31 protein-coding genes, 1 tRNA gene and 1 riboswitch are annotated in these 26,418 nt (G+C 71.0%); of the genes, 26 read left to right on the top strand and 6 right to left on the bottom strand.

Annotated elements, in window-relative coordinates:
- Positions 1 to 75 precede the first annotated feature (75 nt).
- Positions 76 to 149: transfer RNA gene (locus tag EKG36_RS12415), tRNA-Gly, on the bottom strand.
- A gap of 300 nt (positions 150 to 449) precedes the next feature.
- Positions 450 to 857 (bottom strand): CBS domain-containing protein, encoded by a 408-nt coding sequence (locus tag EKG36_RS12410; protein ID WP_126484523.1) that lies wholly within the window; start codon positions 855 to 857, stop codon positions 450 to 452.
- A gap of 253 nt (positions 858 to 1,110) precedes the next feature.
- Here EKG36_RS12410 and EKG36_RS12405 point away from each other — a divergent pair, with 253 nt between their 5' ends.
- The 8 genes from EKG36_RS12405 (at position 1,111) to EKG36_RS12370 (ending at position 7,808) form a co-directional block, all read left to right on the top strand.
- Entirely contained in the window at positions 1,111 to 1,644 is a 534-nt protein-coding gene (locus tag EKG36_RS12405) for a YqaE/Pmp3 family membrane protein (RefSeq protein WP_126484521.1), read from the top strand.
- Positions 1,645 to 1,709: 65 nt separating this feature from the next.
- Positions 1,710 to 2,579, top strand: a complete 870-nt coding sequence (locus EKG36_RS12400) for a carboxylate/amino acid/amine transporter (protein ID WP_126484518.1) — start codon at positions 1,710 to 1,712, stop codon at positions 2,577 to 2,579.
- Positions 2,580 to 2,643: 64 nt separating this feature from the next.
- On the top strand, positions 2,644 to 3,525 hold the full coding sequence (locus EKG36_RS12395; protein ID WP_126484516.1) for an NAD(+) kinase: 882 nt from the start codon (positions 2,644 to 2,646) through the stop codon (positions 3,523 to 3,525).
- 1 nt (position 3,526) lies between these two features.
- Positions 3,527 to 4,528, top strand: a complete 1,002-nt coding sequence (locus tag EKG36_RS12390) for a metallophosphoesterase (RefSeq protein ID WP_246007505.1) — start codon at positions 3,527 to 3,529, stop codon at positions 4,526 to 4,528.
- A gap of 165 nt (positions 4,529 to 4,693) precedes the next feature.
- Positions 4,694 to 5,545, top strand: a complete 852-nt coding sequence (locus EKG36_RS12385) for a rhomboid family intramembrane serine protease (protein WP_126484513.1) — start codon at positions 4,694 to 4,696, stop codon at positions 5,543 to 5,545.
- A gap of 21 nt (positions 5,546 to 5,566) precedes the next feature.
- Positions 5,567 to 5,851: a YeaC family protein gene (locus EKG36_RS12380; protein ID WP_126484511.1), complete on the top strand. Its 285-nt coding sequence runs from the start codon at positions 5,567 to 5,569 to the stop codon at positions 5,849 to 5,851.
- 31 nt (positions 5,852 to 5,882) lie between these two features.
- Positions 5,883 to 6,674, top strand: coding sequence for a DUF2797 domain-containing protein (locus EKG36_RS12375; protein ID WP_126484701.1), 792 nt, complete (start codon positions 5,883 to 5,885; stop codon positions 6,672 to 6,674).
- A gap of 138 nt (positions 6,675 to 6,812) precedes the next feature.
- Positions 6,813 to 7,808 carry a zinc-dependent alcohol dehydrogenase family protein gene (locus EKG36_RS12370; RefSeq protein WP_126484509.1) on the top strand — a complete coding sequence of 332 codons (996 nt, stop codon included), beginning with the start codon at positions 6,813 to 6,815 and terminating at the stop codon, positions 7,806 to 7,808.
- Between the two features lie 6 nt (positions 7,809 to 7,814).
- Here EKG36_RS12370 and EKG36_RS12365 read toward each other — a convergent pair whose 3' ends face one another.
- The 3 genes from EKG36_RS12365 to EKG36_RS12355 form a co-directional block, all read right to left on the bottom strand.
- Positions 7,815 to 8,885 carry a PA0069 family radical SAM protein gene (locus tag EKG36_RS12365; protein ID WP_126484507.1) on the bottom strand — a complete coding sequence of 357 codons (1,071 nt, stop codon included), beginning with the start codon at positions 8,883 to 8,885 and terminating at the stop codon, positions 7,815 to 7,817.
- 81 nt (positions 8,886 to 8,966) lie between these two features.
- On the bottom strand, positions 8,967 to 9,344 hold the full coding sequence (locus EKG36_RS12360) for a hypothetical protein (RefSeq protein WP_126484505.1): 378 nt from the start codon (positions 9,342 to 9,344) through the stop codon (positions 8,967 to 8,969).
- Between the two features lie 8 nt (positions 9,345 to 9,352).
- On the bottom strand, positions 9,353 to 10,678 hold the full coding sequence (locus EKG36_RS12355) for a sulfite oxidase (protein ID WP_126484503.1): 1,326 nt from the start codon (positions 10,676 to 10,678) through the stop codon (positions 9,353 to 9,355).
- A 172-nt stretch (positions 10,679 to 10,850) separates the two neighbouring features.
- Here EKG36_RS12355 and cobT point away from each other — a divergent pair, with 172 nt between their 5' ends.
- The 17 genes from cobT to EKG36_RS12270 all read left to right on the top strand — a co-directional run bounded on the left by cobT (position 10,851) and on the right by EKG36_RS12270 (position 24,919).
- Positions 10,851 to 11,900 (top strand): nicotinate-nucleotide--dimethylbenzimidazole phosphoribosyltransferase, encoded by a 1,050-nt coding sequence (cobT, locus tag EKG36_RS12350; protein WP_126484501.1) that lies wholly within the window; start codon positions 10,851 to 10,853, stop codon positions 11,898 to 11,900.
- A complete protein-coding gene (locus EKG36_RS12345) occupies positions 11,869 to 12,609 on the top strand; it encodes an adenosylcobinamide amidohydrolase (protein WP_246007504.1) in 741 nt (246 codons plus the stop codon). Before cobT ends, EKG36_RS12345 begins: the two co-directional genes overlap by 32 nt.
- Entirely contained in the window at positions 12,606 to 13,601 is a 996-nt protein-coding gene (gene cbiB, locus EKG36_RS12340) for an adenosylcobinamide-phosphate synthase CbiB (RefSeq protein ID WP_126484499.1), read from the top strand. The genes EKG36_RS12345 and cbiB overlap by 4 nt, the downstream gene beginning before the upstream one ends.
- Positions 13,598 to 14,692: a threonine-phosphate decarboxylase CobD gene (gene cobD, locus EKG36_RS12335; RefSeq protein WP_126484497.1), complete on the top strand. Its 1,095-nt coding sequence runs from the start codon at positions 13,598 to 13,600 to the stop codon at positions 14,690 to 14,692. The genes cbiB and cobD overlap by 4 nt, the downstream gene beginning before the upstream one ends.
- The gene (locus EKG36_RS12330) at positions 14,689 to 15,225 is read left to right on the top strand and encodes a bifunctional adenosylcobinamide kinase/adenosylcobinamide-phosphate guanylyltransferase (RefSeq protein WP_126484495.1); all 537 of its coding nucleotides are present in this window, start codon (positions 14,689 to 14,691) and stop codon (positions 15,223 to 15,225) included. The genes cobD and EKG36_RS12330 overlap by 4 nt, the downstream gene beginning before the upstream one ends.
- On the top strand, positions 15,222 to 15,980 hold the full coding sequence (gene cobS / locus EKG36_RS12325; protein ID WP_126484493.1) for an adenosylcobinamide-GDP ribazoletransferase: 759 nt from the start codon (positions 15,222 to 15,224) through the stop codon (positions 15,978 to 15,980). Before EKG36_RS12330 ends, cobS begins: the two co-directional genes overlap by 4 nt.
- A gap of 19 nt (positions 15,981 to 15,999) precedes the next feature.
- Positions 16,000 to 16,650, top strand: coding sequence for a histidine phosphatase family protein (locus tag EKG36_RS12320; protein WP_126484491.1), 651 nt, complete (start codon positions 16,000 to 16,002; stop codon positions 16,648 to 16,650).
- The gene (locus tag EKG36_RS12315) at positions 16,602 to 17,057 is read left to right on the top strand and encodes a bifunctional adenosylcobinamide kinase/adenosylcobinamide-phosphate guanylyltransferase (protein ID WP_126484489.1); all 456 of its coding nucleotides are present in this window, start codon (positions 16,602 to 16,604) and stop codon (positions 17,055 to 17,057) included. The genes EKG36_RS12320 and EKG36_RS12315 overlap by 49 nt, the downstream gene beginning before the upstream one ends.
- A gap of 20 nt (positions 17,058 to 17,077) precedes the next feature.
- Positions 17,078 to 17,297: riboswitch (cobalamin riboswitch) on the top strand.
- 121 nt (positions 17,298 to 17,418) lie between these two features.
- On the top strand, positions 17,419 to 19,245 hold the full coding sequence (locus tag EKG36_RS12310; protein ID WP_126484487.1) for a TonB-dependent receptor domain-containing protein: 1,827 nt from the start codon (positions 17,419 to 17,421) through the stop codon (positions 19,243 to 19,245).
- A complete protein-coding gene (locus tag EKG36_RS12305; protein ID WP_126484485.1) occupies positions 19,245 to 20,144 on the top strand; it encodes a cobalamin-binding protein in 900 nt (299 codons plus the stop codon). Before EKG36_RS12310 ends, EKG36_RS12305 begins: the two co-directional genes overlap by 1 nt.
- On the top strand, positions 20,131 to 21,126 hold the full coding sequence (locus tag EKG36_RS12300; RefSeq protein ID WP_126484483.1) for a FecCD family ABC transporter permease: 996 nt from the start codon (positions 20,131 to 20,133) through the stop codon (positions 21,124 to 21,126). Before EKG36_RS12305 ends, EKG36_RS12300 begins: the two co-directional genes overlap by 14 nt.
- Positions 21,126 to 21,893: an ABC transporter ATP-binding protein gene (locus EKG36_RS12295; RefSeq protein WP_126484481.1), complete on the top strand. Its 768-nt coding sequence runs from the start codon at positions 21,126 to 21,128 to the stop codon at positions 21,891 to 21,893. The genes EKG36_RS12300 and EKG36_RS12295 overlap by 1 nt, the downstream gene beginning before the upstream one ends.
- A 1-nt stretch (position 21,894) precedes the next feature.
- Complete coding sequence (locus EKG36_RS12290; RefSeq protein ID WP_126484479.1) at positions 21,895 to 22,197, top strand: hypothetical protein; 303 nt, start codon at positions 21,895 to 21,897, stop codon at positions 22,195 to 22,197.
- Positions 22,194 to 22,805: a cob(I)yrinic acid a,c-diamide adenosyltransferase gene (gene cobO, locus EKG36_RS12285; RefSeq protein WP_126484477.1), complete on the top strand. Its 612-nt coding sequence runs from the start codon at positions 22,194 to 22,196 to the stop codon at positions 22,803 to 22,805. Before EKG36_RS12290 ends, cobO begins: the two co-directional genes overlap by 4 nt.
- 3 nt (positions 22,806 to 22,808) lie before the next feature.
- Positions 22,809 to 24,263 (top strand): cobyric acid synthase, encoded by a 1,455-nt coding sequence (locus EKG36_RS12280; protein ID WP_126484475.1) that lies wholly within the window; start codon positions 22,809 to 22,811, stop codon positions 24,261 to 24,263.
- A 208-nt stretch (positions 24,264 to 24,471) separates the two neighbouring features.
- Positions 24,472 to 24,741: an MFS transporter gene (locus EKG36_RS12275; RefSeq protein ID WP_126484473.1), complete on the top strand. Its 270-nt coding sequence runs from the start codon at positions 24,472 to 24,474 to the stop codon at positions 24,739 to 24,741.
- A complete protein-coding gene (locus tag EKG36_RS12270) occupies positions 24,707 to 24,919 on the top strand; it encodes a hypothetical protein (RefSeq protein WP_126484471.1) in 213 nt (70 codons plus the stop codon). Before EKG36_RS12275 ends, EKG36_RS12270 begins: the two co-directional genes overlap by 35 nt.
- A gap of 1 nt (position 24,920) precedes the next feature.
- On the opposite strand, the gene EKG36_RS12265 is transcribed toward EKG36_RS12270, so the two are convergent.
- A complete protein-coding gene (locus EKG36_RS12265; protein ID WP_126484469.1) occupies positions 24,921 to 25,661 on the bottom strand; it encodes a glycerophosphoryl diester phosphodiesterase in 741 nt (246 codons plus the stop codon).
- A 173-nt stretch (positions 25,662 to 25,834) separates the two neighbouring features.
- Here EKG36_RS12265 and EKG36_RS12260 point away from each other — a divergent pair, with 173 nt between their 5' ends.
- Positions 25,835 to 26,407: a hypothetical protein gene (locus EKG36_RS12260; RefSeq protein ID WP_126484467.1), complete on the top strand. Its 573-nt coding sequence runs from the start codon at positions 25,835 to 25,837 to the stop codon at positions 26,405 to 26,407.
- The last annotated feature ends 11 nt before the right edge of the window (positions 26,408 to 26,418 follow it).

Below are 26,418 nucleotides of genomic sequence, written 5' to 3'. Positions count from 1 at the left end.
GCGCGACGCCTGGGCGCGCCCAAGGAGAAATGACTTCGGAACCAGCAACTTGGGAAGGAGGGAGGGAGTATTCGATGGAGCGGGTGAAGGGAATCGAACCCTCGTCTTAAGCTTGGGAAGCTTCTGCTCTACCATTGAGCTACACCCGCGAGGTTTCCCAGTATATCCAGTGAGTTAATGATTACAACCCCGACCGGTCCGGCGCATCGGACGCGCAACGTGAAAAAATTTCCTCGGCATGACGAACTTTTCCCGCTAACACTGTCAGAACAGGTGCAGGCAACAGCGCGATGGCAGTCGCTAACACTGTTGTTCTGGCTTGCATATTCGATCCTTTGCCGCCTCAGTCATGCTGGGGCGGCTTTTCTTTGCGTGACTCACGTGCATGACGCCCCCGCCCCCGACGAGGGAACATCGGGGGCGGGGGGCGTCGGAATCGCGGAGGACGATCAGGAATGGCGCATGCGCAGGATGGCGCTGAGGACATCCCGGCGGGTCACGATGCCGACCAGATGGCCCTGCTCGGTGACCGGGTAGACCTTGGGCTTGGCGCCCAGCATCTCCTGGGCGAGGTCGGTGATGCTCTTGGTGGGGGAGACGGCGAGCACCTCGTTGCGCATCAGTTCCCGCACCAGCGGGGGTTCCTCGTTGAGATAGGAGCTTTCCAGCACCTTGCCGAGCACGTCCTGCTCGGAGATGAACCCGATCAGCTTGTCGTGCTCGTCGACCACCGGGGCGCCGGGCAGGCGATGCAGCGCCAGGCCTTCGGCCAGGGTGGACACCGAGGTCTTGCCGGTGACCCGGTAGCAGTCGCGGGACATGATCTCGCGCACGATGGTGGGGGCCTTGCTGGGCATGGCGGTTCTCCTTGTGCCAACGCTGGTACCTGACTCGCCCGGTGCTCGCGCCTCGTGAAGCCTGGGTCCGGCGGCGCCGAGGCGAGCTCGGCCGGAACGTGTCTCGCGTTCAGCATAGCCGACCCGCAGCGTTGCCATCCCGCCGACCCTCACCCCGCCAGCCAACGGTGGCGCGGCGCGGGCCAGGAACCCGAGTCGGTCGCTCCACTCCAATGTGGCACAATGCCGCATCCCCGACCGATGGAGACGCCTCATGGATGCCCGCGAATACCTGGCCCGCAAGGGGCTGGACGGAGAACGCGACCGGGAGCGCCCCAATACTCTGGAGGAGAAGGCCTGGTCGCGAGCCCGCGAGGCCAGCGATCACCGGCCGCGGGCCGGCACGCCTCATGACTGGGAAGACTGGGAGCGCTATCACGATGTCCTTGCCGAGGGCGCCGAGAGCCTGGAGCAGAAGATCGACCAGGAGGCCCACCGTCGTGCCCTGGAGCATGAGGGCGGCGGCGTGGAGCACTTCACTCCCCGGGCAGGCGACCAGGTCCGGGTCACGGCCGCCGAGCCCACCACGCCGAGCGATGAGATCCCGTCCACCGAGATCCCGTCCACCGAGGTCCCGGCGCGGCCCGAACCCTATGCGGCCCTGCTCGCCCTGGCGGTCCTGCTGCCACCGCTGGCCATGGGGCTCGCCGGTGGCGGGGCCCGCCGCCTGGCCATTGCCCTGGGCCTGACCCTGCTCGGCTGGGTGCCCGGGGTCGTCTACGTGATCCACTGGTTGCGCCGGGCCTGATCCTTGGCAGGACGCGTGTCACGGGTATAATCGCCGTCAACCTCTTATTTCCGCTGGAGTTGACCTTGAGCTACCTCGTCGGCATCACCGTCCTCTGGGCCTTCTCGTTCTCGCTGATCGGCGTCTACCTGGCTGGCCAGGTGGACAGCTACTTCGCCGTGATGACCCGCATCGCCCTGGCGGCGCTGGTCTTTTTGCCCTTTCTGCGGCCGTCGCTGCTGCGGGGACGCCAGCGGCTGGCGCTACTGGGACTGGGCGCCGTGCAACTCGGCCTGATGTACATCTTCTTCTACCAGTCCTTCCTGCTGCTGTCGGTACCGGAGGTGCTGCTCTTCACCATCCTGACGCCCCTCTATATCACCCTGCTCGACGACGCCCTGTTCCGGCGCTTCACTCCCTTCCATCTCGTCACTGCCGCGCTGGCGGTGCTCGGGGCGGCGGTGATCCGCTACCGCGGGCTCGACGACGACTACTGGCTGGGCTTTCTGGTGGTGCAGGGAGCGAACCTGTGCTTCGCCCTCGGCCAGGTCGGCTACCGGCGTCTCTCCGCCGGGCTGCCCGAGGCGCTGCCACGGCTCGCGGTCTTCGGCTGGTTCTACCTCGGTGCCCTGGCGGTGGCTGCTCCGGCCTTCCTGCTGCTGGGCAATGCCTCGGCCCTGCCCGCCAGCGGCGTGCAGTGGGGGGTGCTGGCCTGGCTCGGCCTGGTCGCCTCGGGGCTCGGCTATTTCCTGTGGAACCTCGGCGCGACCCGGGTCGATGCCGGCGCGCTGGCCATCATGAACAATGCCCTGGTCCCGGCGGGCCTGCTGGTCAACCTGTTGATCTGGAACCGTGATGCCGACCTGCCACGCCTGGCCCTGGGCGGGGCGATCATCCTCGGGTCGCTGGCGCTCAACGAGTGGTGGCAGCGCCGGCGGGCGCCCCTGGCCGCGTAAGGGCGGTTTGCCCGGTTCACGGCGTATCGCCATAATGAGCCGTCGTGAAGCGAAGGACCCGCGCATGCAACCCTTCAAGAACATCGGCCTGATCGGTCGCCTGGGCAGTGCCAAGGTGGTCGAGACCCTCAAGCGGCTCTGCCGCTTCCTCGATGATGCCGGCTACCACGTGATCATCGAGGACCGCACGGCGACCGTGCTGCTGGGCCACGGTCATCCCGAGGCCAGCCGTCGCCTGCTCGGCGAGCTGTGTGACCTGGTGATCGTGGTCGGCGGCGATGGCAGCCTGCTGGGTGCCGCCCGCACCCTCTGCCACAGCGGCACCCTGGTGCTCGGGGTGAATCGCGGACGACTGGGCTTTCTCACCGATATCTCTCCCGACGAGCTAGAGGCACGGGTGGGGGAAGTGCTCGAAGGGCAGTTCGAAGTCGAGGAGCGTTTCCTGCTCGATGCCGAGCTCTACCGGGACGATGCCCTGGTCGGCAACGGCGATGCCTTGAACGAGGTGGTGCTGCACCCGGGCAAGGCGGTGCGCATGATCGAGTTCGAGCTGTTCATCGATGGCCAGTTCGTCCACAGCCAGCGCAGCGACGGCCTGATCATCGCCACGCCGACCGGCTCCACGGCCTATGCGCTCTCCGGCGGCGGGCCGATCATGCATCCCAAGCTCGAGGTGATCACCCTGGTGCCGATGTTCCCGCATACCCTGTCGAGCCGGCCTATCGCCATCGACGCGGCCAGCGAGATCCGCATCCATATCGGCGAGACCAACCAGACCTACCCCCACATCAGCTGCGACGGCCAGACCCGGGCCGTGGCCAAGCCCGACGATGTGCTGGTCATCAGTCGCAAGCCCCAGCGCGTGCAGCTGGTGCATCCCCTGGGGCACAATTTCTACGAGGTCCTGCGCAGCAAGCTGGGCTGGAGCAACCGCCTGGGAGACTGAGGTGAGCAAAGCCGTCCTCGAAGGCTATGACCTGATCGGCGACGTCCACGGCTGTGGCGCGACCCTGGCGTCGCTGCTCGAGCGCCTGGGCTATCACCAGCGAGGCGGTGTCTACCGTCACCCCCGGCGCAAGGTGATCTTCCTCGGCGACCTGATCGACCGCGGGCCGCGGATCCGCCTGGCGGTCACCATCGCCCGGCGCATGGTGGAAGAGGGCGAGGCGCTGATCGTCATGGGCAACCACGAGGTCAATGCCCTGGCCTACAGCCATCGGGCCCCGCCGGGGCTTGGCCGCGAATGGCTGCGCGAGCATACCCCGCGCCACAATCGCATCGTCCGGGAGACCCTCGAGCAGTACCGCGATCATCCCCAGGAGTGGGAGGACGCCCTGGCCTGGTTCATGGACATCCCGCTGTGCCTGGAGCTCGACGGCCTGCGGGTGGTGCATGCCTGCTGGGATCAGGCGCTGGTCGAGGCGCTGCGCCGCGAGCGTCCCGATGCCCGGATCGATATCGACTTCCTGACCGCCGCCGTGCAGCCGGGCACCCGGGCGTTCCGGATTCTCGATCGCCTGACGCGGGGCAGTCATATTCCGCTGCCCGAGGGCATCCAGATCCAGTCCGGCGACGGCTTCACGCGGCGCAGCTTCCGGGCCCATTTCTGGGCACGCTCGCCAAAGACCTGGGGCGACGTGGTGTTTCAGCCGGACAACCTGCCCGGGGAGCTGGAGCTGCGCGCCTTGGCCGAGGCCGAGCGCGCCCGGTTGAGCTTCTACGGGCCGGAGGAGCCGCCGCTGTTCATCGGCCACTACTGGTGCGAGGGCATCCCGGCCCTGCCGGCACCCAATATCGCCTGCCTGGACTACAGTGCGGTGAAGTTCGGACGCCTGGTGGCCTACCGCTGGAGCGGCGAATCGCGCCTCGACGCCAACCACTTCGTGTGGATCCGCGTGCCGCGGGAGGAGCAGGCCCGGCCCCAGCCCTGGGAGATCGATTTCGATTGATACATTTCTTTACGAAAATATCGTGACTCGGAAAGAACTTCCCGTCGTCGCCCGTATCAGAGTAGGTGTTCCCTTGAATGATCCCTTGCTCTTGTCCGGCGGCCCCCTCCGCCGGACTTTTTCTTTGTGCCCGGCACAGCCGCTTCGTCTATCGCTGGAGAGACCATGTACCGGGTAATCCTGCTGCCCCATGACGTCGATATCCATGACCTGCGCCAGGCCCTCTGGGCCCACCGCATCGGCCACCTGTTTACCGAGGAGGCCGAGGGCCAGGTGCTGTGGCTGGTCGATCCCGCCCAGCAGGCGGCCATGCAGCGCCTGGTGGAGCGCTGGCAGCGGGGTGAGTCGCTGATGCCCCGGGAGCGCCGCCGGCCCCGGGCCTCCCTGCCGGCCTGGCAGGTTCCCTTTCGCCAGGCGCCCGTGACCGCGACGGCCCTGGCGCTGTGCCTGGGGGTGTTCGCCGTGATGGGCGTGCTCGGCGACCTGGTGATCGCCGCCCTGACCATCGTGCCCGTGGGGGTGGTCAAGGGCCAGCTGGCCTTCGGCAGCCTGGCGGAGACGCTGGCCTCGGGACAGGTCTGGCGGCTGTTGTCACCGGCGTTCCTGCACTTCGGCTGGATGCACCTGATCTTCAACATGCTCTGGCTGTGGTTCTTCGGCCGCCAGGTGGAGACGCTGCATGGTCGCGGGCGCATGCTCACCCTGCTGCTGGCGGCCGGCATCGGCGGCAACCTGGCCCAGTACGCCACCGGCACCGTGTTGTTCGGCGGCATGTCGGGCGTCGATTTTGCGCTGCTCGGCTATGTCTGGCTGATGTCGCGTCGCCGTCCCGCCGACGGCTTTTTCGTGCCCCAGATGCTGGTGGTCTTCATGCTCGGCTGGATGGTCTTCACCATGACCGATGTGGCCGCCGTGGTGGGCTTCGGCAACGTGGCCAACGAGGCCCATGTGGGGGGGCTGGTCGTGGGCCTTGTCCTGGGCTGGTATCATTCCCGCCGAGTCCGTTCCCCCCGTTGAGCCCGTATCCCGGAGTCCGCCATGAGCGATATGACCTTCGAGCGCATGATCCAGCAGATGACCCCCGCCATCTACGAGAGCCTCAAGCAGGCGGTGTCGCTGCGCAAGTGGCCGGATGGCCGCTTCCTGACGGCCGAGCAGACCGAGCTGTGCCTCGAGGCGGTGATGCGCTACGAGGTGGAGAATGGCGTGCCGGAAGAGGCTCGGGTCGGCTTTCTCGAGCGTCGCACCTGCGGCGCGGACAGCAGCGGTGCCAACGTCTCGCCGGCGCTGACCGGCCTGGCCCGGGATGCCAGCCGTGACTGAGGCGACCACGCTGCAGGGCTGCCTGACCAAGATGGCCGTGGAACCGGGCCGCCCGGCGCGCTACACCCTGCGGGCCGGTGAGGGCCGCCTGGACCTCAATGCCCGCCTCGGCCAGCCCCTGCGCCTGACCTGGACCGGGGCCATTGCCTGTACCCACTGCGGCCGGGCGACCCGCAAGAGCTTCGGCCAGGGGCACTGCTATCCCTGCTTCAAGAAGCTGGCCCAGTGCGATACCTGCATCATGAAGCCGGAACTCTGCCACTTCTTCCAGGGCACCTGTCGCGAGCCCGACTGGGGAGAGCGGCACTGCTTCCAGCCCCATGTGGTCTACCTGGCCAACGCCTCGGGGCTGAAGGTCGGCATCACCCGTGGCACCCACGTGCCGACCCGCTGGCTCGACCAGGGCGCAGTGCAGGCGCTGCCCATCCTCGAGGTGGATTCCCGCCAGCAGTCCGGCTTCGTCGAGGTGCTGTTCAAGGAGCAGGTGTCGGACCGCACCAACTGGCGGGCCATGCTCAAGGGCGAGGCCGAGGCGCTGGACCTGGCCGGCGAACGCGACCGCCTGCTCGATGCCCTGGCCGGCGGCCTTGCCAACCTGCGCGAGCGCTTCGGTGACGATGCCATTCGTGTAGTCGATGCCCCGCCACGCACCTTCGAGTACCCGGTGCTCGAGTCCCCCCGCAAGGTGGTCTCCCACAACTTCGACAAGCAGCCCGAGGTGGCGGGTACCCTGCTGGGCATCAAGGGCCAGTACCTGATCCTCGACAGCGGCGTGATCAACCTGCGCAAGTTTACCGGCTACGAGGTGGCGGTAGAGGCTTAGCGCTGCTTTCAAGAGTGCCAGCCAGACGAGTGCCGGCTTGGCGCCGAAAACGCGCTTCGCTCGTCGCGTCGGGAAAGACGCGCCAGTTGCCCAGGGGGTGGACTATGCTCGGGACGTGATCCTCGAGAGGAGCGTTCCATGAGCGAGATGCGCGCCATGCGCCTGCACGGCCCGAACCAGCCGCTACGCTGCGAGCATATTCCCATTCCCGAGCCCGGCCCCGGCGAGGTGCGGGTTCGGGTACTGGCCTGTGGCGTCTGCCGTACCGACCTGCATGTGGTGGACGGCGAGCTCGAGCGTCCCCGGCTGCCGCTGATTCCCGGCCACGAGATCGTCGGCGAGGTCGATGCCCGGGGAGAAGGCGTGGCCGGCCTGGAGGCCGGACAGCGGGTCGGCGTGCCCTGGCTGGGCTGGACCTGCGGCGAGTGCGAGCCCTGCCGGGCCGGGCGCGAGAACCTCTGCGAGCGGGCCGCTTTCACCGGCTATACCCGGGATGGCGGCTATGCCGAGTACTGCGTGGCCGATGCTCGCTACTGCTTTCCCCTGCCGGCCGAGGATGCCCAGGCCGCCGCGCCGCTGCTGTGTGCCGGACTGATCGGCTACCGCACCTGGCGCCTCGCCGGCGGTGACTCGCCGCGTCGCTTGGGCATCTATGGCTTCGGTGCCGCCGCCCATATTCTCGTCCAGCTGGCCCTGGCCCGCGGCCAGGCCGTCTATGCCTTCACCCGCCCCGGCGACGGCGAGGCCCAGGCCTTCGCCCGGCGACTCGGCGCGACCTGGGCCGGCGGCAGCGACGAGACGCCCCCGGCGCCGTTGGATGCCGCCTTGCTGTTCGCACCCGTGGGCGATCTCGTGCCCGCCGCCCTGGCCCAGGTGCGTCCCGGGGGCATGGTGGTCTCGGGCGGTATCCACATGTCCGACATCCCGTCCTTTCCCTACCGCCTGCTGTGGGAGGAGCGCCACCTGACCTCGGTGGCCAACCTCACCCGCCGCGACGGCGAGGAGTTCCTCGCCCTGGCGCCCCAGGTGCCCATCCACACCGAGACCACCGCCTACCCGCTGGAGGATGCCAACCGGGCCCTCGACGACCTGCGCGCCGGACGGCTGTCCGGTGCCGCTGTGCTGATCCCCTGACGGCCCTTAATCGAAGAGGTCCGCCTGGCGGCGGGGCGGCCGGAAGGCCGTGGTATCCAGCGGCGCATCGCCAGGGAAGCCGAGTCGGCGGTAGGCCTGGCGAAAGCGCTGCTCGAGAAGCTCGGCGAACACGCCCTGGCCGCGCATGCGGTGCCCGAAGCGCCCGTCGTAATCCTGGCCGCCCCGGCACTGGCGGATCAGGCTCATCACCTTGGCCGCCCGCTCGGGGTAGTGCTCGGCCAGCCAGGCCTCGAACAGCGGGGCGACCTCCCGGGGCAGGCGCAGCAGCATCCAGCCGGCGCTGGCCGCGCCGGCGTTCCGGGCGGCCGTCATCAGCCGCTCCAGTTCAGAGTCGGTGAGCCCCGGGATCACCGGGGCGATCAGGGTCCCCACCGGCACGCCGGCATCGGCCAGTCGCGAGATGACCTTGAGGCGCGCCTCCGGCGCCGCCGCCCGCGGCTCCAGGGTCCGCTTCAGGTCGACGTCGAGGCTGGTCAGGCTGACCATCACCCGCACCAGCCGGCGTTCGGCCAGCGTCGACAGCAGGTCGAGGTCACGCAGGATCAGCGCGCTCTTGGTCACCAGGGTGACCGGGTGGCGACACTCCAGCAGGAAGGCCAGCAGCCGGCGTGTGGTGCCACGCTCGGCCTCCAGGGGCTGGTAGGCATCGGTGTTGCCGGAGAGGTTGATGGGCCGGCAGGCGTAGCCCGGCCGGGCCAGCTCCTCCTCGAGCCGTTCGACCAGGCCGCTGCGGGCGATCAGCCGGGTCTCGAAGTCGAGCCCCGGGGAGAGGTCCCAGTAGGCGTGGCTGGGCCTTGCGTAACAATAGATGCAGCCGTGCTCGCAGCCCCGGTAGGGATTCAGGGAGCGGTCGAAGGGCAGGTCCGGCGAGGTGTTCCACGCCAGGGCGCTGCGGGCGCGTTCCTCCGCCACCTCGGTGGCCAGTCGCAAGGGGATGGCCTCCTGCCACCAGCCGTCGTCGATGGCCTCATGCCGGGTCGGGGCGAAGCGATTGGGCGGGTCGTAGGTGGCGCCGCGCCCCTTGCGGGGCGTAGACGTCGATGGGGGGAATGCCATGGGGAAGCCCCTATGCTGTATTTAAATACAGTATAGGGGCGGCGGCGGATGGCGCCAAGCGAGGCGCCGGCCAGGCCCGGTTCAGCCGCTGGAGTCGGCCTGCTTGTAGGGGTTGGGCGGCAGCTGGTCGGGGGGTAGGGGGGCTCGGCGAGCGCCGGCCTTGGGCCCGTAGTGCTCGGCCAGGTAGTCGAGGATGGTGGCCTCCATCTCGGGGCGGAACTGCCAGAGTCCCTGGGTATCCTGCATCCAGCGGATCAGGTACTGCCAGTGGTTGCGCGAGCCACTGTTCTGGGTGACCAGCTTGGCGGAATGGCAGACCGTGCAGTTGGCCTTGACCACCTGCCATCCCTCGGCCTTGACCAGGCCGGTCTCGGGGTCGGTCTCCTGGGCGGCCGCGCCCAGGGGAACCAGCAGAGCCAGGGCCAGCAACGCCGGCCGCAGGGCGATCGTGATCTTCATGGGACCCCCTATGCCACCTGGACGGCGATGCGGTGGCAGGCGTTGTTGAGATAGCCCTTGGGATTCCAGCCCGGTACCACCATCGGCTGGGAGCGGCCCTGACTGTCGGTGGCCTTGGCCCAGACCTCGTAGTAACCGGGTTCGGGGAATTCCACCGCACTGGTCCAGCGCTGCCAGGCGAGCCGGTTGGGCGCCGGCTGGAGCTCGGCCTGCTGCCAGGTGGCGCCGAAATCGATGGAGACATGGACGGTGTCCACCGCGAGATCCCCGGCCCAGGCGTGCCCGCGCACCGTCAGCGCCTCGCCCAAGGCGTGCGTGAGGCCCGATTTCGGGAAGGTCACGAGCGACTTCACGGGCATGGACTGGATGGTCTCGAAGTCCTCCAGCGGTACCTCGGTGCCGGGCGCGACCGGATGCTTGGGCACACTGTAGGAGGGAGCGCCCATCTTGGTGCCGTCGTGCTTCTGGTTGCGGATCACGATGCGGTTCAGCCACTTGCCCGACACCGATCCCGGCCAGCCGCCGCAGACCAGGCGCAGGGGGTGGCCGTTGAGGTAGGGGATATCCTCGCCGTTCATCGCCCAGGCGATCAGCGACTCGTCCTCCAGCGCCTTCGACATTGGCACCCCGCGGGAGATGGGCTCTCGCTCCGGGTCGCCGCTGACATGGTCGTCGGCGCCGTAGTAGCCGATATAGACGGCGTCGTCGGCGATGCCGCAGGCCTCCAGCACATCGCGCAGCCGCGCTCCGGTGAAGGTGGGGCAGGCCACGGCGCCGGTGGTCCACTGGTTGCCGCTTGCCGAGGGCACGTACTCGCTGCGCCCGTTGCCGCCACATTCCACCTGCAGCTGGTAGGTATGGTGCTCGAACTTCTGCTTGAGCTCGGCGATGGAGAAGGTCTGGGGATTCACGCAGGATTCCCCGGTGACCTCGAGCTGCCAGGCATCGACGTCGATGGCCTCCGCCGCGGGCGGGATACCGTTGTTGCGCACGAACATGTACCGGCCGGGGGTGATGTCGTCGTCGAGCAGGTGGGGGGGCGTCTCGGCGTTGATCGGGCGATCGTTGAGGACGGTCAGCCCCTCCTTGCCGGTCAGCCGGAAGGGCTCGTCGCTCTGGGCCAGGGCGGCGGGAATCAGGCCGCCGGGCATCTGCTGGGCGAAGGGGATGCTGCCCCCCACGGCCGCGGCCATGGCCAGCAGGCTGGAGCGCTTGAGGAAGCCGCGACGGGTCACCGGGTCGACTTCTCGATCCCACAGCAGCTTGTCGGCGGCCTCGGGATCCTCGGCATAGAGTTCATGGAGACCGCGGGTACGGGGCGGTGTCTTGGTCATGGTACTGACTCCTGGCGCGCGTGGCCGGGCGGCTGGCGCATCTCCCGCCGGGCCTTGTTGTGGTTGTAGTGGCCAGAATCAGCTTAGCAGCTGATCGACGACTCGCAGGCAGGCCCGGCCGGCTCCCCTCTGGTAGGATGTGCGGCTCGACAAGGATGCCCGGAGACGCCCCGTGAACGACCGTCTGACACCGATCGCCGCGCCGGACGCGGCCTGCGCCGAGCGCGTCGGCCGCTATCTCGATTGCCTCACCAAGCCTCCCGGCAGCCTGGGACGCCTGGAGGCGCTGGCGGTGACCCTGGCCGCTATCACCGGCGAGGACTTCCCCCGCGTCACCCCGCCTGGCGTGGTGGTCTTCGCCGCCGATCATGGCGTGGCCGAGGAGGGGGTCTCGGCCTTTCCCCAGTCGGTGACGGCCCAGATGGTGGCCAACTTCGTCGCCGGCGGGGCGGCCATCAATGTCTTCTCGCGGCGCCTCGACGCGCGGCTGGAAGTGGTCGACGTGGGGGTGGCCGGCGAACTGCCGGCGAGTGGCATCGTGCATGACAAGGTGCGCCCCGGCACCGCCAACCTGGCGAGGCATGACGCCATGTCCCGTGAGGAGGCTGGCTCGGCCATTGAGGTCGGCCGGCGTGCCGCCGAGCGTGCCGCCGTGGCCGGCTGCCGCTGCCTGATCGTCGGCGAGATGGGCATCGCCAACACCACCGCCAGCAGCGCCATGCTGGCGGCCCTGACCGGGGCGCCGGTGGCGGAACTGGTGGGGCCGGGCACCGGCGTGGCCGGGGACGCCCTGGCCCACAAGCGGGCGGTCATCGAGGCGGCCCTGGTCGCTCGGGCGCCGGACCCCGCCGACCCCCTGGACGTGCTCGCCCGGCTGGGCGGCCTCGAGATCGCCGCCATGGTCGGGGCCTACCTGGGGGCGGCATCGAAACGCCTGCCGATTCTGGTGGACGGCTTTATCGCCACCGTGGCCGCCCTCACCGCCTGCCGCTTCGACCCGGCCCTGCGCCCTTACCTGATCTTTGGCCATCGCTCCGATGAGCCCGGCCATGGCCGGGCCCTGGCGGCGCTCGATGCCGAGCCGCTGCTGGCCATGGCGCTGCGCCTGGGTGAGGGCAGCGGCGCCGCCCTGGCCTTCCCGCTGCTCGAGGCGGCCACCGCCATGCTCGCGGAGATGGCAACCTTCGCCGGTGCCGGCGTCGACGACCGCCAGGCGCGCTGAGCCGGTGGCGGTCCGGCGGCGCTCCCCCCTGCGATGCCTGGCCTTCGGGGCCGGCCTGGGGCTGTCCCGCGATGCCGGCTGCGTCCACTTCCGGCATGAGATGCCCCTGCGCACCCTGAGCAGTGCCCTGGTCGGGCCGGGGCTCGGCTGGTCCCGGGACTTCTGCAACTTCCACGTCGACAAGGGCTATGCCGGCCGCGCGCCCCGGGCCGACCTGCTCGCCTGGCTGGCCGAGCGTCGCCTCGACGCCGCGGGCTGCGTGGCGATGATGACCGCGGTGCCCCTGGCCCACCTGGCGCTGGAGGAGGCCGATGCCGGCGAGCGGACGGTGCTGGCCGCGGTCACCGCCGGCGTCGGCAACGCCGTGGACATCACCGCCCCGGTACAGGGCGATCCGCGGCTGGTGGCGGGCACGATCAACCTGCTGGTGTTCATCGACGGCCACCTCGGCGATGGCGCCCTGGTCAATGCTGCCCTGTCGGCCAGCGAGGCCAAGGTCCGGGCCCTGGACGCCTGCGGCGTCCGCGATCCCCACGCCGGCACGCCGGCCACCGGCACCTCTACCGACTGCCTGGCCATCGCCGCCACCCAGCGCGGGGCCCCGACGCCCTATGCGGGTTCGGGCACCCGGCTGGGCCGGGCCATCGGGGGTGCCGTGTTCCGGGCCATCCGGACCTCCCTGGCCGCGGCCGAGGAGGGGGCACGATGAGCCTTGCCCCGCTGTCCTTCGAGCCCCTGTCCCTGGCGCTGCTGGGCCTGGTCGCCGCCGCGCTGCTGATCGACCTGGCGCTGGGCGACCCGCCGTGGCTGCCGCACCCGGTGGTGGGCATCGGCCGGGTGATCGCCCGGCTGGAGCGGGCCTGGAACCACGGGCCGGCGGCCGCTCGCCGGCGTCGCGGCCGCTGGCTGGCGATCCTGGTGGTGAGCGGGACCTGGGCGCTCGGCGCGGGACTGCTGGCCATCCTCGCCTGGCTCCACCCCTGGCTGGCGGTGGCCGCGGAACTCGGCCTGCTGGCCACGACCCTGGCCGCCAAGGGCCTCGCCGAGGCCGCCCGGGCAGTGGCCGTGCCCCTGGCGCATGGCGATCTCGCCGAGGCCCGGCGCGCGCTGGCGCGCGTCGTCGGCCGCGACACCGCCCATCTCGACGAGGCCGAGCTGGCCCGGGGCGCGGTGGAGACTGTGGCCGAGAACACCGTGGACGGCATCACCGCGCCGCTATTCTGGGCGCTGCTCGGCGGCGCGCCCCTGGCGCTGGCCTACAAGGCCGCCAACACCCTGGACTCCATGGTCGGCTACCGGAGCCCGCGCTTCGCGGACTTCGGTCGGGCCTCGGCGCGGCTCGACGACGCCGTCAACTGGCTGCCGGCCCGCCTCACCGCGCTGTCGCTGTGGCTGGCGGCCCGGGCCATCCCCGGCAGTCGCCGGGCCGGGGCGCTGGCGGCCACGCGCCGCGAGGCACCTCGCCATCCCAGCCCCAATGCCGGCTGGCCGGAGGCCATGGTGGCCAACCTGCTGGGCGTCCGGCTCGGCGGCCTCAACCACTACGCCGGGCGACCCTCATGGCGTGCCACCCTGGGCACGCCCCAGGAGGTCCTGAGCGCCGCTCATATCGAGCGGACCATCCGCCACATGCACGGCGGCTGGCTGGCCTTCCTGCTGCTGGCCATGCTCCCGGTGCTGGTGCGGGAGTGGCTGACATGACGCGTGCCCCGCTGCCCGACTGGCCCCGCCATGGCGGCCGCCGTGGGTCCCTGCTGGCCCGCTTCGGCCTGCCGGCGGACCATCCGCTGATCGACTTCAGTGCCAACCTCAACCCGCTTGGCCCCCCGGCCTGGGTGGGCGACTGGCTGGGCGAGGCCGCGTGCCGGCTCGCCGGCTACCCGGACCCGGACGACGACGAGGCCCGCCGGGCCATCGCGGATCGCGAGCGGCTGCCCCCCGAGCAGGTGCTGGTGACCAACGGCGGCGCCGAGGCGATCTACCTGGCGGCGGCGCTGCATGCCGGCGGCCGGGCGCTGGTGGTCGAGCCCACCTTCAGCGAGTACCGTCGGGCCTGTGACCACTATGGCCTGGCGGTGGCATCGCTGCCGCTGCACGGCGCGGCCTTCCGGCTCGACGTCGCCGCGGCCGAGCGCGCCCTGGCCGGAGTGGACGTCGCCTTCCTGTGTCGCCCCAACAACCCGACCGGCACCCTGGTGCCCCGGGAGGCCATCGAACGCCTGGTCGCCCGGGGGCGCGAGACCGGCACGACCCTGGTGGTGGACGAGGCCTTCGTCGACTTCACCGACGGCGACGAGCGCCTCACACCGCTGCTGGCGACGGCGCCGAACCTGCTGCTGCTGCGCTCGCTGACCAAGCTCTTCGATCTGCCGGGCCTACGCCTCGGCTACCTGCTCGGCCCTCCCGCACTGGTGCGAGGTGCCCGCGCCCGGCAGATACCCTGGAGCGTCAATGCCCTGGCGCTGGGGCTGGTGGCCCCGCTGCTGGCCGACACCGACTACCTGGCACGCACCCGCGACTGGCTGGTCGGGCAGCGTCCGGCCATGCCCGAGGCGATTCGCGAGTTGGGCTACGATGTGCCGGCCACCCAGGCCAACTACTTCCTGCTGGGCGGCGATTGGCAGGCGCAGGAGGCGGAGGCGCTGTTCGCCTTCCTGCTGCGCCGGGGCCTGCTGGCCCGGCATACCCACTCCTTTCCCGGCCTCGACGGCCGCTGGCTGCGCCTGGCCCTGCGCGACGGCCCGGACAACGCGCGCCTGCTGGCGGCCTTGGCCGAGTGGCGGCGCCCATGATCGCCTTCGTTTCCGGCGGGGCGCGCTCGGGCAAGAGCGCGGTGGCCGAGGCCCTGGCCCGGGCGTGGCGAGCGCCGGGCCCCGGCGGCCTCGTCTACCTGGCCACGGCCCGGGTCGCCGACGACGAGATGGCAGCAAGGGTCGCCCGCCACCGACGCGAGCGCGGCGAGGACTGGGTGACCCTCGAGGCGCCCCTGGACCTGGCCGGCGCGCTGGCCGGGGTCGAGGCGGGCAGCAGCGTGCTGCTCGACTGCCTGACCCTGTGGGCCAGTCAGGTGCTCTTCGAGGCCGGCCTGGCGGAGGCGGACGGCGAGGCGAGGCTGCAGCGGCTGGTCGAGACGGCCCGGCGCCGCGACATCGCCCTGGTGGTGGTCTCCAACGACCTCAACGAGGACCTGCCACCCCGGGATCGCCTGGTATGGCGCTACCTGGCCTTCCTGCAGGGGCTGCATCGTCAGCTGGCCCGGCAGGCGGATCGGGTGATCGAGGTGGTGGCCGGCCAGCCCATCGACTGGAAGGGAGAGCGCCCATGAAGGATGCCGCCTTCGGCACGCTGCTGGCGATCCAGTTCCTGACCCGGCTGCCGGTGCCGGTGGCCTGTCCCTGGACCCCGGCGACCCGGCGCTGGGCAGCGCGGGCCTACCCCCTGGTCGGCGCGCTGCTCGGGGCCCTCGTGGCCGGCGTCGGCACCCTGCTGCAGCCGCTGCTGCCCACGCCGCTGCTGGCGCTGCTGCTGCTCAGCCTGTGGGTGGCGCTGTCCGGCGGCCTGCACCTGGATGGCCTGATGGACCTGGCCGATGCGCTGGGCAGCAATGCCCCGCTGGAGCGCCGCTGGGCCATCATGAAGGATGCCCAGGTGGGCAGCTTCGCCGTGCTGGCGCTGGTCTTCCATCTGGCCTGGAAGGCCGCCCTGCTGTGGGCCCTGCTCGCGGCCGGGGCGAGCCCCTGGTGGCTGGTGCCGGTCGCCGCCCTGGCACGGCTCGGCGGCCTCGGTCTGCTGGTGGGGGTGCCGGCGGCCCGGGCGGAGGGGCTGGCCCACGCCTGGCAGCAGAGCCTCGGCGCCCGGGATCTCGCCCTGGCGGCGTTGGTGCCGCTGGCCGGGCTCGTCTTCGTGCCCGGCGCGGCCTGGCTGGTGGCCGGACTGGTCGGCTTCATCATCATCTACGGCCTGGCGGTGCGCCGGGCCTTCGGCGGCATCAACGGCGATATCGTCGGGGCCGCCATCGAGGGAGGAGAACTATGCTTGCTGCTGATCGCCTGGGGCTGGTGGTCGTTCGTCATGGCCTGACAGCTGGCGAGGGTCGCTCATGAGCGAGATTGCCCGACTCGAGCTGGTCGTGGTGCGCCATGGCCTCACGGCCTGGAACCGCGAACGCCGCTACCAGGGCCAGCGCGACATCCCGTTGCTGCTGCCCGAGGCGCTGGCGGACATGGATCGGCTGCGCGACGCGCTGGCGGACGTCGCCTTCGACGCCGTCCACTGCAGCGACCTCACCCGCTGTCGCCAGACGCTGGCCCACATCCTGGAAGGAAACGGCTGGCAGGGGCGCGGGGCGACGCCGCGTTTCGATGCCCGGCTGCGCGAGCTGGACTTCGGCGACTACGAGGGCCGCACCTGGGCGGCGCTGAAGAACGACCCGGGCTATCGGGCCTGGGTGGACAGCCAAGGCCGGCGGGCCACGCCGGGCGGTGAGTCGGCGGAGGATCTCTGGGCTCGGCTCTCGGCCTGGCTGGAGGGCGTGCTGACCGAGGCCAGCGAGTCGCGGCATCGCCGCGTGCTGGCGGTGAGCCATGGGGGCGCCATCCGCGAGCTGCGCCGGCGCCTGGAGGCGGTGGATTTCTGGGACGGGGTGGTCGGCCAGGCCCAGGGCCGCCGCTTCGTCTTCGTTCGGCAGGAGGGCGACTGGCAATGCAGCTGTTCATCGGCGGTGCCTGTGCCGGCAAGCGCGACACCGTAGCGGCGCGTTTTCCCGAGGCCGCCTGGCACAGGGCGGGCCAGGGCGGTGCGCTCTCCGCCTGGCGCGACCGGCTCGCTACGGGACGTCCCCTGGTGATCACCGGCTGGGGCGACTGGCTCGCCGTGGCCCTGATCGAGGAGGCGGACGACGACCGGCTGCGTGGCAGGCTTGCCGACGAGCTGGCGGCGATGGGCGAGGCCGAGCGGCAGACGGGTGGCGAGGTGGTGCTGATCCTGCCGGAGATGGGCCGCGGGATCGTGCCCCTGGCCGCGGCGGATCGACGCCTGCGCGACCTGGCCGGCTGGCTGGCCCAGGATGCCGCGGCCCAGGCCGAGGCGGTCTGGTACGTGCGCCACGGGCTGGTGCGTTGCCTGAGCCGGATCAACCCCGCGGGGGATTCGCGTTGACGCCCCCCCACCCGGTTGCTAGCTTACGCCCACTCTCAGGTGACCCAGGCCCCGCGAAGAAGGGCCGGGATGAAACGGGAAGTCGGTGACGCGGTAACGCCAGTCCGACGCTGCCCCCGCAACGGTGATCGAGTCAAGGACCGCCATTCGCCACTGTGCCCCGGCACGGGAAGGCGGTGGTTCCGAGGTGTACGTGCCTCCCTCGTCAGCCCGGAGACCGGCCTGTGAGCGCATGCCTGGACGCGGAGGGCGGTCCGAGGGCAGGGCGACGCACTGTCGACGATCCCGCCCCGGTCCCCTTCCCGCCTGGCCTTCAAGGGTTCATGCCGCACGGGTGCGTGCGGCCCTGGGAAACACGATCATGATCATACCGCTCTTCCGCCGTCGGGGCCTTGCCGCCCTGTGCCTGGGCACGGCGCCGCTGGCCAGTGCTGCCACCGCCGACACCAACGACAGCATCACCGAGACCGAACTGCGCCTCGACCCGCTGGTGGTCTCGGCGACCCTCTCCCCCCGGACCACCAGCGACTCGCTGGCCTCGGTCAGCGTCATCGACGAAGCGGCGCTGCGCCGCCAGGACCCCCAGGACGTCACCGACATCCTGCGCGCCCAGCCCGGCGTCGACGTTTCCTCCAACGGCGACTTCGGCAAGACCAGCAGCGTCTTCCTGAGGGGCACCGGCAGCGAGTCGACGGTGCTGATGATCGACGGGATCCGGTTGCGTTCCGCCACCACCGGCGGCCCGGCCTGGCAGTTCCTGGAGCCGCGGATGTTCGAGCGCATCGAGGTGGTGCGAGGCCCGCGGGGCAGCCTCTACGGCGCCGACGCCGTGGGCGGGGTGGTGCAATTGTTTACCCCCGAGGGCGAGGGCGGGCCCTCGCCAAGCATCACGCTGGGCGGCGGCAGCTTCGATAGCCGTCGGGCCAGCGCCTCGCTGGCCGGCAGCGAGGGGGGCACCCGCTACGCCTTCTCGGCCAGCCATTTCGCCACCGAGGGCAGCGAGGTCGTCGAGGGGGAAGGTGACAAGGGCTATGACAACACCACCGGCTTCGCGCGGCTCTCGCATACCTTCGCGAGTGGTGCCGAGGTCGGCGTGCTCGCGCTGCGCGCCCGGGGCAACACCGAGTTCGTCGGCGGCGACACCGACTTCGTCCAGCAGGTGGCCGGCCTCTACGGCGAACTGCCGGTGACCGACGCCTGGACCAGCCGCCTGACGCTCAGCGAGGCCCGTGACGAGAGCGACAACACCGACGCCTTCGGCGACTCCGTGATCGATACGCGCACCCACACCGCCCGCTGGGAGAACACCCTCACGTTCGGCCCCCACGAACTGGTCGCCGGTGCCGAATACAGCGAGGATGAGGTATCCGGCACCACCGACTTCGCCGAGAGAAAGCGCGACAACGTGGCCGCCTTCGCCCAGGCGTTGATGGACTTCTCGCCGGTCTCCGTCCAGGCCGGCCTGCGCCACGACGACAACGAGGCGTTCGGCGAGGAGCTTACCGGCAGCTTGGCGCTGGGCTATGACCTCGACGACCACCACACCCTGCGGGCCAGCTACGGCACGGCCTTCCGGGCGCCCACCTTCAACGAGCTCTACTGGCCCGGGTTCGGCAATCCCGACCTTGACCCCGAGCGCTCCGAGACCGTCGAGCTGGGCCTGCGCGGCCAGTTCGGCAAGGGGTTCTGGGATCTGGCGGTGTATCGCACCGAGGTGGAAGAGCTGATCGCCAACACTCTGGTCGACGGCCGCTTCGCCCCCTTCAACGTCGACCAGGCCCGCATCCGCGGCGTGGAGCTCGCCACCGGCGCCGAAGTGCTGGACTGGACCCTGCGCGCGGCACTGACCTATGTCGACCCGGAGGACCGCGAGACCGGCAACCGCCTGGTGCGCCGGGCGTCCCGCAGCCTGCGGCTGGATGCCGACCGCGAGCTTGGCGACTGGACCCTCGGCGGTTCCTTCATCGCCCAGGGCCATCGCTACAACGACACCGCCAATGACGAGCGCCTGCCCGGTTTCGGGATCGTCAATCTGCGGGCCGGCTGGCAGTTCGCGCCGCTGTGGTCGACGCGCCTGACCCTGGAGAACGTCCTCGACCGGGACGTGGTCACGGCCCGTGACTTCAGCGGACGCGATTACCTGAATGCCGGCCGCGCGGCCTTCCTCAGCGTGCGCTTCGGCGAGTGATGCGCCGGCGCTGTCGCTACCCCGTGATGGCGGCCCTGGCCCTATGGCTCGGGGCGGGCCTTCCCGATGCGGTCCAGGCCGGGGTCTGCGTCAGCGATGACGCCGGCCGCGAGGTCTGCCTGGACGCCCCGGCTCGGCGCATCGTCGCGCTTTCGCCCGGCGTCACCGAGCTGCTGTTTGCCGCCGGCGCCGGCGAGCGCCTGGTCGGGGCGGTCAGCTTCAGCGACTACCCGGCGGCCGCCGCCGACCTGCCTCGGGTGGGCAGCTATGACCGCCTCGACCTCGAGGCCCTACTGGCCCTGGAGCCCGACCTGGTGGTGGCCTGGGCCGGCGGCAATCCGCGCGAGCAGGTCGACCGCCTGGCGGCGCTCGGCCTGCCGGTCTTCTTCTCCGACGTCGAGGACTTCGCCGCCATCGCCTCGAGCCTCGAGCGCCTCGGCGTCCTGGCCGGCAGCGAGACCGAGGGCCGCGCCGCGGCGACGCGACTGCGCGGGGAGGTGGCCGAGTTGCGCGCCCGCTATGCCGATGCCGCGCCGGTACCGGTCTTCTACCAGGTCTGGGAGCAGCCGCTGATGACGGTCAACGGCACGCACTGGATCAGCCGCTCGCTCGAGCTGTGCGGCGGCCAGAACCTGTTCGCCGGGGAGGCGTCGCTGGTCCCGCGGATCGGCGTCGAAGCGGTGCTGGCCCGGGACCCCGAGGTCATCGTCACCGGAGGCATGGGCGAGCCGGATTCCACCTGGCTCGAGGCCTGGCGCGCGTTTCCCGAGCTGACCGCGGTGCGGCGCGACAACCTCTTCTTCGTCGACCCGGACCTGGTCCAGCGGGCCACGCCGCGGCTGTTGGAGGGGACCCGGGCGCTCTGCGACCACCTGGAGATGGCCCGTGAGCGGCGCTAGGTCGCGTCTGTCTCGGCGACTTCGCCCCGGACCGCTGGCCTGGCTGGTCTTGGCGGCGCTGCTGTCGCAACTGATCGCCCTGGCGCTCGGCAGCGTCGCCCTGAGCCCCGCCGAACTGGCCGCGGCACTGGCCGGCGACGGGGACGCCCTGCACCGCACCCTGCTGCTGGAGCTGCGCCTGCCCCGGGCCCTGGCGGCTTTCGGCACCGGCGCCCTGCTGGCGATGGCCGGGGCGCTGATGCAGATCCTGTTGCGCAATCCGCTGGCCGACCCCTATGTGCTGGGGCTGTCCGGCGGTGCTTCGGTGGCGGCGCTGGTCGCCATGCTGGCCGGCTGGGGCGTGGCGCTGGTCTCGGGGGCGGCCTTTGCCGGGGCGCTGGCCTCGACGCTGATCGTCTTCGGCCTGGCTCATGGCACCGGCAGCTGGACGCCGACCCGGCTGCTGCTCACTGGTGTGGTGATGGCAGCGGGGTGGGGCGCGCTGATCACCTTCCTGCTGGCGGTGAGCCCGGTGGAGCGTCTGCCCGGCATGCTCTACTGGTTGATGGGCGACCTGGCCTATGCGGGCAGCCCCTGGCCGGTGCTGGCGGTGGCCGCGCTCGGCCTGGCCGTCGTGCTGCCGCTGGGGCGCACCCTCAACGTGCTGGCCCGCGGTGGGCTGCAGGCCGCGGCCCTGGGCGTGGCGGTCCGGCCGCTGGAGTGGACCCTGTACCTGCTGGCCAGCCTGGTCACCGCCGTGGCTGTCACCACCGCCGGCAGCATCGGCTTCGTGGGCCTGATGGTGCCGCACATGCTGCGTCTGCGGCTGGGCAACGACCAGCGGCGGATCCTGCCGGCCTGCCTGCTGGCCGGGGGCACCCTGCTGACCCTGGCCGACACCCTGGCGCGTACCCTGATCGCCCCCCAGCAGCTGCCGGTGGGCGTGATCACCGCGCTGCTCGGGGTGCCGAGCTTCCTCTACCTGCTCTACCGGAGCCGCTGATGGGGGCCCTGGAGACGCGCCAGCTGGTCATCGACATCCCCGGACGCGCCGGGGGTCGGCCGCTCGACCTGCGGGTGGGGACCGGCGAACGCTGGGGGGTGCTGGGTCCCAACGGCGCCGGCAAGACCACCCTGCTGCATACCCTGGCCGGGCTGCGTGCGCCGCGCTCGGGGGAGGTTCGCCTCGACGGTGATCCCCTGTCGCGCCTGCGGCGTCGCGCCCTGGCGCGCCGCCTGGGCCTGGTGTTCCAGGACCGCCACGATGACTTCCCGGCCACGGTCCGCGAGACCGCGCTGATCGGTCGCCACCCCTTCCTGTCGCCCTGGCAGCAGGAGGGCCCGGAGGATCTGGCCCGGGCCGAGGCGGCGCTGGCGCGCCTCGACCTGACGCACCTGGCCGAGCGCGGGCTCGCCACCCTCTCCGGTGGCGAGCGCCAGCGCGTCAGCCTGGCCACGGTGCTGACCCAGGCGCCCCGGGTGTGGCTGGCCGACGAGCCCACCAATCATCTCGACCTCCATCACCAGGTCGCGGTCATGGGCCTGCTTGCCGAACAGGCAAACCGCGGCTGCGCCGTGATGATGTGCCTGCACGACCTCAACCTGGCGGCGCGCTGGTGCGATCACGTGCTGCTGCTGTATCCCGACGGTGAGGCCTGCTGGGGGGCTGCGGACGCCATGCTGGTTCCCGCGGCGCTCGAGCGCCTCTATGGCCAGCCCCTGACCACCGCCATGGTGGACGGGGCGCCTGTCTTCGTTCCCAGGACGTGACATGGACGCTTCCCCGCCCCCCTGCGGCACCGCACATGTTGCCCTGATCACCGCCCCGGGCTCCGGCCCCGGCGAGTTCCTGTCCACCTCGCTCGGCGCGCTGCGTGGCCACCCCTATCACCATTCCCGCCACGCGACCGAGCCGGCACCGCTTGGCCATGCCCGGCGCCTGTCGGGCAGCGAGGCCGAGCCCGTCTACCGCGTGGCCCGCTACTTCCTTTTGGCACCCAGGCCCACGGCGGCGCTGTTCCGCGGCGAGCCGGCCTGGCAGCCGAGCCGTTCCCACGAGGAGATTCCCGCATGAGCCGACAGCCCATCGACCCCGAGCGCCATGCCCGGCGCATGGCCGCCAAGCAGAAGATCATGAACGAGCGCATTGCCGCCGCCGACAAGGAGCAGGGGGTGCTGCTGGTGCTCACCGGCCCCGGCAAGGGCAAGAGCAGCTCCGGCTTCGGCATGGTCGCACGCGCCCTGGGCCACGGCATGCGGGTCGGCGTGGTGCAGTTCATCAAGGGCGCCTTCAGCACCGGGGAAGAGGCGTTCTACCGTGACCTGCCGGGGGTGGACTATCACGTCATGGGCGAGGGCTATACCTGGGACACCCAGGACCGGGAGCGTGACGTGCGCGCGGCCGAGGCCGCCTGGGCGGAGGCCAGCCGCATGCTCGGCGACCCGCGCTATGCGCTGGTGCTGCTCGACGAGCTCAATATCGCCCTGCGCCACGGCTACCTGGACCTCGACACCGTGCTCGACGACCTCCAGGCCCGGCCGGCCATGCAGCACGTGGTGGTCACCGGCCGTCACGCCCCCCAGCCGCTGGTCGAGCTGGCCGACACCGTGACCGAGATGAAGGTGGTCAAGCATGCCTTCAAGGACCAGGGCATCAAGGCGCAGAAAGGGGTGGAGCTCTAGCCCATGGGCACCCTGATGATCCAGGGCACCACCTCGGATGCCGGCAAGAGCACGGTGGTGGCCGGGCTGTGCCGGCTTCTGGCGCGGTGCGGCGTGTCGGTGGCGCCCTTCAAGCCCCAGAACATGGCGCTCAACAGCGCCGTGACGCCGGAAGGCGGCGAGATCGGCCGCTCCACGGCGCTGCAGGCGCTGGCGGCAGGCGTTGCGCCCCACGCCGACATGAACCCGGTGCTGCTCAAGCCCGAGACCGACCGTGGCGCCCAGGTGATCCTGGACGGCCGGGTTTACGGCCATATGGACGCCCTCGATTACCACGCCTTCAAGCGCCAGGCGTGGGAAAGCGTGCTGGCGGCCTGGGAGCGACTGTCGCAGCGTTTCGACGTGATCCTCGCCGAGGGCGCCGGCAGCCCCGCCGAGGTCAATCTGCGCGACGGCGATATCGCCAACATGGGCTTCGCCGAGGCGGTGGACTGCCCGGTGTGGCTGGTTGCCGACATCGATCGCGGCGGGGTCTTCGCCCAGCTGGTCGGTACCCTCGGGCTGCTGAGCGACAGCGAGCGCGCGCGCACCACGGGGCTTGTGATCAACCGCTTCCGTGGTGACATCTCGCTGCTCGAGCCCGGTCTCGACTGGCTGGTGGCCCATACCGGCAAGCCGGTAATGGGCGTGCTGCCGCACCTGAATGGCTTGCTGCTGGATGCCGAGGATGGGGTGGGGCTCGCCGGTCGCGAGGTGGAGGAGCCGGCGCTGCGTATCGTGGTGCCGGTGCTGCCGCGGATCAGCAACCACACCGACCTGGACCCGCTACGGTTGCACCCGCAGGTCGCGCTGACCCTGGTGGGGCCGGGCCGTGCCATCCCGCCCGCCGACGTCATCCTGCTGCCCGGCAGCAAGAGCACGGCCAGCGACCTGGCCTGGCTGCGTCGCGAGGGCTGGGAAGCGGCGATCCGCCGCCACCTGCGCTACGGCGGCCGGGTTCTCGGCATCTGCGGCGGCTTCCAGATGCTCGGCGAGGCCATCGAGGACCCGGCCGGTCTCGAGGGCGAGTCGGGCAGCGTGCCGGGGCTGGGGCTGCTGGCCATGCGGACCCGCATGGTGGCCGGCAAGCAGCTGCGCAACGTGCGCGGTCGGCTGGCCGGCGAGGACGTGGCGGTGAGCGGCTACGAGATCCACAACGGCGTCAGCGAAGGCCCGGCCCTGGCCCGGCCGCTGCTCGACCTCGGCGGCCGGCCGGATGGCGCGGTCAGCGAGGACGGCCAGGTGATCGGCACCTACCTGCACGGGCTGTTTGACGAGGCACTGGCTGCCGCGGCGCTGCTGGCGCGCCTGGGGCTGGAAGGGGAGGGCGCCGCCGTGGACCTGGCCGCCCATCGCGAGCGTCAGCTCGACCGGCTGGCGGATGCCCTGGAGGCACACCTCGACATGGCCGCCATCGAGGCGCTGGTCAGCTGCCGGTAGTTGCTGTATCCGGTCTTCCTCAGCCTTGTATACAATAAGGCCTGTGCAGCAGGAGCGCGGAGGCGAGGATGACGGGGCAGGGCAGCGAAGAGACGGGTCAGCGGCGGTGACGCCTTGGAAGGAAAGGGGGGCAGTGGCTGGCCGGGCTGGCGCTGCTGGTGGCCCTGGGGCTGAACCTGCGCCCCTTCTGGCCGCCGCCAGCCCGCTGATGGAGGAGATCCGCCAGTCGACCGGGCTTGGCTACCCGGCGCTGGCCGGCCTGACCACCTTGCCTTTCCTGTGCATGGGCGCCGTGGCCCTGGTCAGCCAGCGACTTCATGCCTGGCTGGGGGAGCAACGGGGCATCGCCCTGGCCACCATCGCAGTGGCCTGCGCGCTGTGTCAGCTCGACGGGGCCGGCACGACCCTGCTGGGCACGGCGCTGCTTGCAGGGCGTCGGCTTCATGCTCAACGCCCTGTCACCCTGGCTCAGCGGTAGCCTGCGGGAGCTGACCGGCAGCTTCCTGCCGGCCTGGACACTGCTTGCCCTCGGCGTGGGCGCCATGTTGCGGGTCACCTGGCACTTCGACCCGCGCCACTATTCGCGAGCCATGTCGGCAGCCGTCAAGCCAGCCCGCTCGGCGGGGGAAGGTGGGGCGGGGGCCGCCGAGCCCTGAGCTAGGGGGCGAAGCGCGTCGGATCGTCGCTGATCACTGCATCCACGCCCCAGTTCCAGCGTGGGGCGAAGCTCGCGGGGTCGTTGGCCGTGTAGCAGACCAGGGTGAGGCCCGCGCCCTTGATGGCCCGGGCGCGGGCCTCGCTCAGGCGCTTCCACTTGGCGTGCACGCTGAAGGCCCCGATGGCCCGGCAGTGGGGTTCCCAGTCCCGGGGCACCCGGTCGAACAGCACCCCCAGGGCCAGCGCTTCGGCCGGGGCGAAGCGGCGGCTGTGGGCCAGGGCCATGGCGTCGAAGGATGACAGCAGGCGACGCTCCGGGGGCAGGGCGTCCAGGACCTGCGGGACCACCCTCTCGGCCAGGGCCTCGGGGGCATGGCCGCGGTTCACCTTGAGCTCGAGGTTGGCGCCCATGCCGAGCGAATCCAGCAGGACCAGCATCTCCTCCAGGGTGGCCATGGGCTCGCCGGCGAAGGCCGGGTCGAACCAGCCACCGGCATCGAGGTGCTGAATCTGGGCGAGGGTCAGGTCGGCCAGCCGGCCGCGGCCGTCGCTGCAGCGCTTGAGGTCCCGGTCGTGCCAGATCACCGGGGTCTCGTCGCCCAGCAGCTGCACGTCCAGTTCCACCCAGGTGATGCCGGCGTCGTGGGCCGCGCGCACCGCGGCCAGGGTGTTCTCCGGGGCCCGCGCGGAGAGCCCGCGATGGGCGATAAGGCGCGGCAGGGCGAGGTCGGGATGAGGCATGGGCGTCCTTGTCGTCATGGCCGGGGAGGCAAAGTGCCATCGCCATAGCCTAGCGCCATGACGCCCCGGCGAACACTGGCCAACCCCGGGAGTCCGACGATCGAATGTGCTAGGCTGCGCGATTTCGTTCCCGGCCCTCTGGGCCGGGAACAGGCGCAAGAAAGGAGCCGTCGATGCGAGTCGTGAATATCAAGAACGAGGCACAGCGCGAGGCCTGCCTGGCGCGGCTGTGCGCCGAGGTCTACGGTCACCAGGCCGGCATCGCCCCGCTGGCGACCTTTGCCGGCGTGCTGGGGGTGCTGGTCAAGCAGGAGGCGGCGCGTGTGGTGGCGCTGGTCGATGGCCAGTCCCGGCCGGTGGCCCTGGCGCTGCTGGTGCTGGACGAGGCCGGCGTCGGCATGACCGTGATGCAGCTGGCCGAGCTCTCCAGCGACAGCGTGGAGGCCCCGGCCCAGCGTCTGGTCGGCGAGCTCGCCCTGCGCGCGCCGCTGCGGGTCGATGCGGTCAGCGAGGCCCAGGAGGCCCGCTTCCGCGAGGCGGGCATCACCCGCTGGTTCCAGGGCAAGGGCGGCGTGCGCATCGGCCTCTCGGCCAAGCACCCGGCCACCGGCCTCGATGACCTGCCGCGGACCCTGACGGTGGACGAGGGCTCCATCGTGCAGTCCTTCAAGCAGGACCGAGCCCAGTTCGACGACTACAAGCAACGCTTCGTGCGCGGCCTGGAATCCTTCCCCGCCACCCTGTGAGGGGGCATGAC

It is taken from the genome of Halomonas nitroreducens (assembly GCF_003966155.1).
Taxonomy (GTDB): Bacteria; Pseudomonadota; Gammaproteobacteria; order Pseudomonadales; family Halomonadaceae; genus Halomonas; species Halomonas nitroreducens.
This window is presented reverse-complemented; position numbering and strand designations above follow the sequence as displayed.

Bases quoted from the DNA above. Each gene is read 5' to 3' on its own strand.
- EKG36_RS12330 (WP_126484495.1), top strand. From the start codon at position 14,689: ATGATCGCCTTCGTTTCCGGCGGGGCGCGCTCGGGCAAGAGCGCGGTG.
- EKG36_RS12280 (WP_126484475.1), top strand. From the start codon at position 22,809: ATGGGCACCCTGATGATCCAGGGCACCACCTCGGATGCCGGCAAGAGC.
- EKG36_RS12265 (WP_126484469.1), bottom strand. From the start codon at position 25,661: ATGCCTCATCCCGACCTCGCCCTGCCGCGCCTTATCGCCCATCGCGGG.
- EKG36_RS12405 (WP_126484521.1), top strand. From the start codon at position 1,111: ATGGATGCCCGCGAATACCTGGCCCGCAAGGGGCTGGACGGAGAACGC.
- EKG36_RS12360 (WP_126484505.1), bottom strand. From the start codon at position 9,344: ATGAAGATCACGATCGCCCTGCGGCCGGCGTTGCTGGCCCTGGCTCTG.
- cbiB (WP_126484499.1), top strand. From the start codon at position 12,606: ATGAGCCTTGCCCCGCTGTCCTTCGAGCCCCTGTCCCTGGCGCTGCTG.
- EKG36_RS12260 (WP_126484467.1), top strand. From the start codon at position 25,835: ATGCGAGTCGTGAATATCAAGAACGAGGCACAGCGCGAGGCCTGCCTG.
- EKG36_RS12320 (WP_126484491.1), top strand. From the start codon at position 16,000: ATGAGCGAGATTGCCCGACTCGAGCTGGTCGTGGTGCGCCATGGCCTC.
- cobO (WP_126484477.1), top strand. From the start codon at position 22,194: ATGAGCCGACAGCCCATCGACCCCGAGCGCCATGCCCGGCGCATGGCC.
- EKG36_RS12410 (WP_126484523.1), bottom strand. From the start codon at position 857: ATGCCCAGCAAGGCCCCCACCATCGTGCGCGAGATCATGTCCCGCGAC.
- cobS (WP_126484493.1), top strand. From the start codon at position 15,222: ATGAAGGATGCCGCCTTCGGCACGCTGCTGGCGATCCAGTTCCTGACC.
- EKG36_RS12275 (WP_126484473.1), top strand. From the start codon at position 24,472: ATGGAGGAGATCCGCCAGTCGACCGGGCTTGGCTACCCGGCGCTGGCC.
- EKG36_RS12370 (WP_126484509.1), top strand. From the start codon at position 6,813: ATGAGCGAGATGCGCGCCATGCGCCTGCACGGCCCGAACCAGCCGCTA.
- EKG36_RS12380 (WP_126484511.1), top strand. From the start codon at position 5,567: ATGAGCGATATGACCTTCGAGCGCATGATCCAGCAGATGACCCCCGCC.
- EKG36_RS12270 (WP_126484471.1), top strand. From the start codon at position 24,707: ATGCTCAACGCCCTGTCACCCTGGCTCAGCGGTAGCCTGCGGGAGCTG.
- EKG36_RS12355 (WP_126484503.1), bottom strand. From the start codon at position 10,678: ATGACCAAGACACCGCCCCGTACCCGCGGTCTCCATGAACTCTATGCC.
- EKG36_RS12305 (WP_126484485.1), top strand. From the start codon at position 19,245: ATGCGCCGGCGCTGTCGCTACCCCGTGATGGCGGCCCTGGCCCTATGG.
- EKG36_RS12315 (WP_126484489.1), top strand. From the start codon at position 16,602: ATGCAGCTGTTCATCGGCGGTGCCTGTGCCGGCAAGCGCGACACCGTA.
- EKG36_RS12375 (WP_126484701.1), top strand. From the start codon at position 5,883: ATGGCCGTGGAACCGGGCCGCCCGGCGCGCTACACCCTGCGGGCCGGT.
- EKG36_RS12295 (WP_126484481.1), top strand. From the start codon at position 21,126: ATGGGGGCCCTGGAGACGCGCCAGCTGGTCATCGACATCCCCGGACGC.
- EKG36_RS12310 (WP_126484487.1), top strand. From the start codon at position 17,419: ATGATCATACCGCTCTTCCGCCGTCGGGGCCTTGCCGCCCTGTGCCTG.
- EKG36_RS12290 (WP_126484479.1), top strand. From the start codon at position 21,895: ATGGACGCTTCCCCGCCCCCCTGCGGCACCGCACATGTTGCCCTGATC.
- EKG36_RS12395 (WP_126484516.1), top strand. From the start codon at position 2,644: ATGCAACCCTTCAAGAACATCGGCCTGATCGGTCGCCTGGGCAGTGCC.
- EKG36_RS12385 (WP_126484513.1), top strand. From the start codon at position 4,694: ATGTACCGGGTAATCCTGCTGCCCCATGACGTCGATATCCATGACCTG.
- EKG36_RS12365 (WP_126484507.1), bottom strand. From the start codon at position 8,885: ATGGCATTCCCCCCATCGACGTCTACGCCCCGCAAGGGGCGCGGCGCC.
- cobD (WP_126484497.1), top strand. From the start codon at position 13,598: ATGACGCGTGCCCCGCTGCCCGACTGGCCCCGCCATGGCGGCCGCCGT.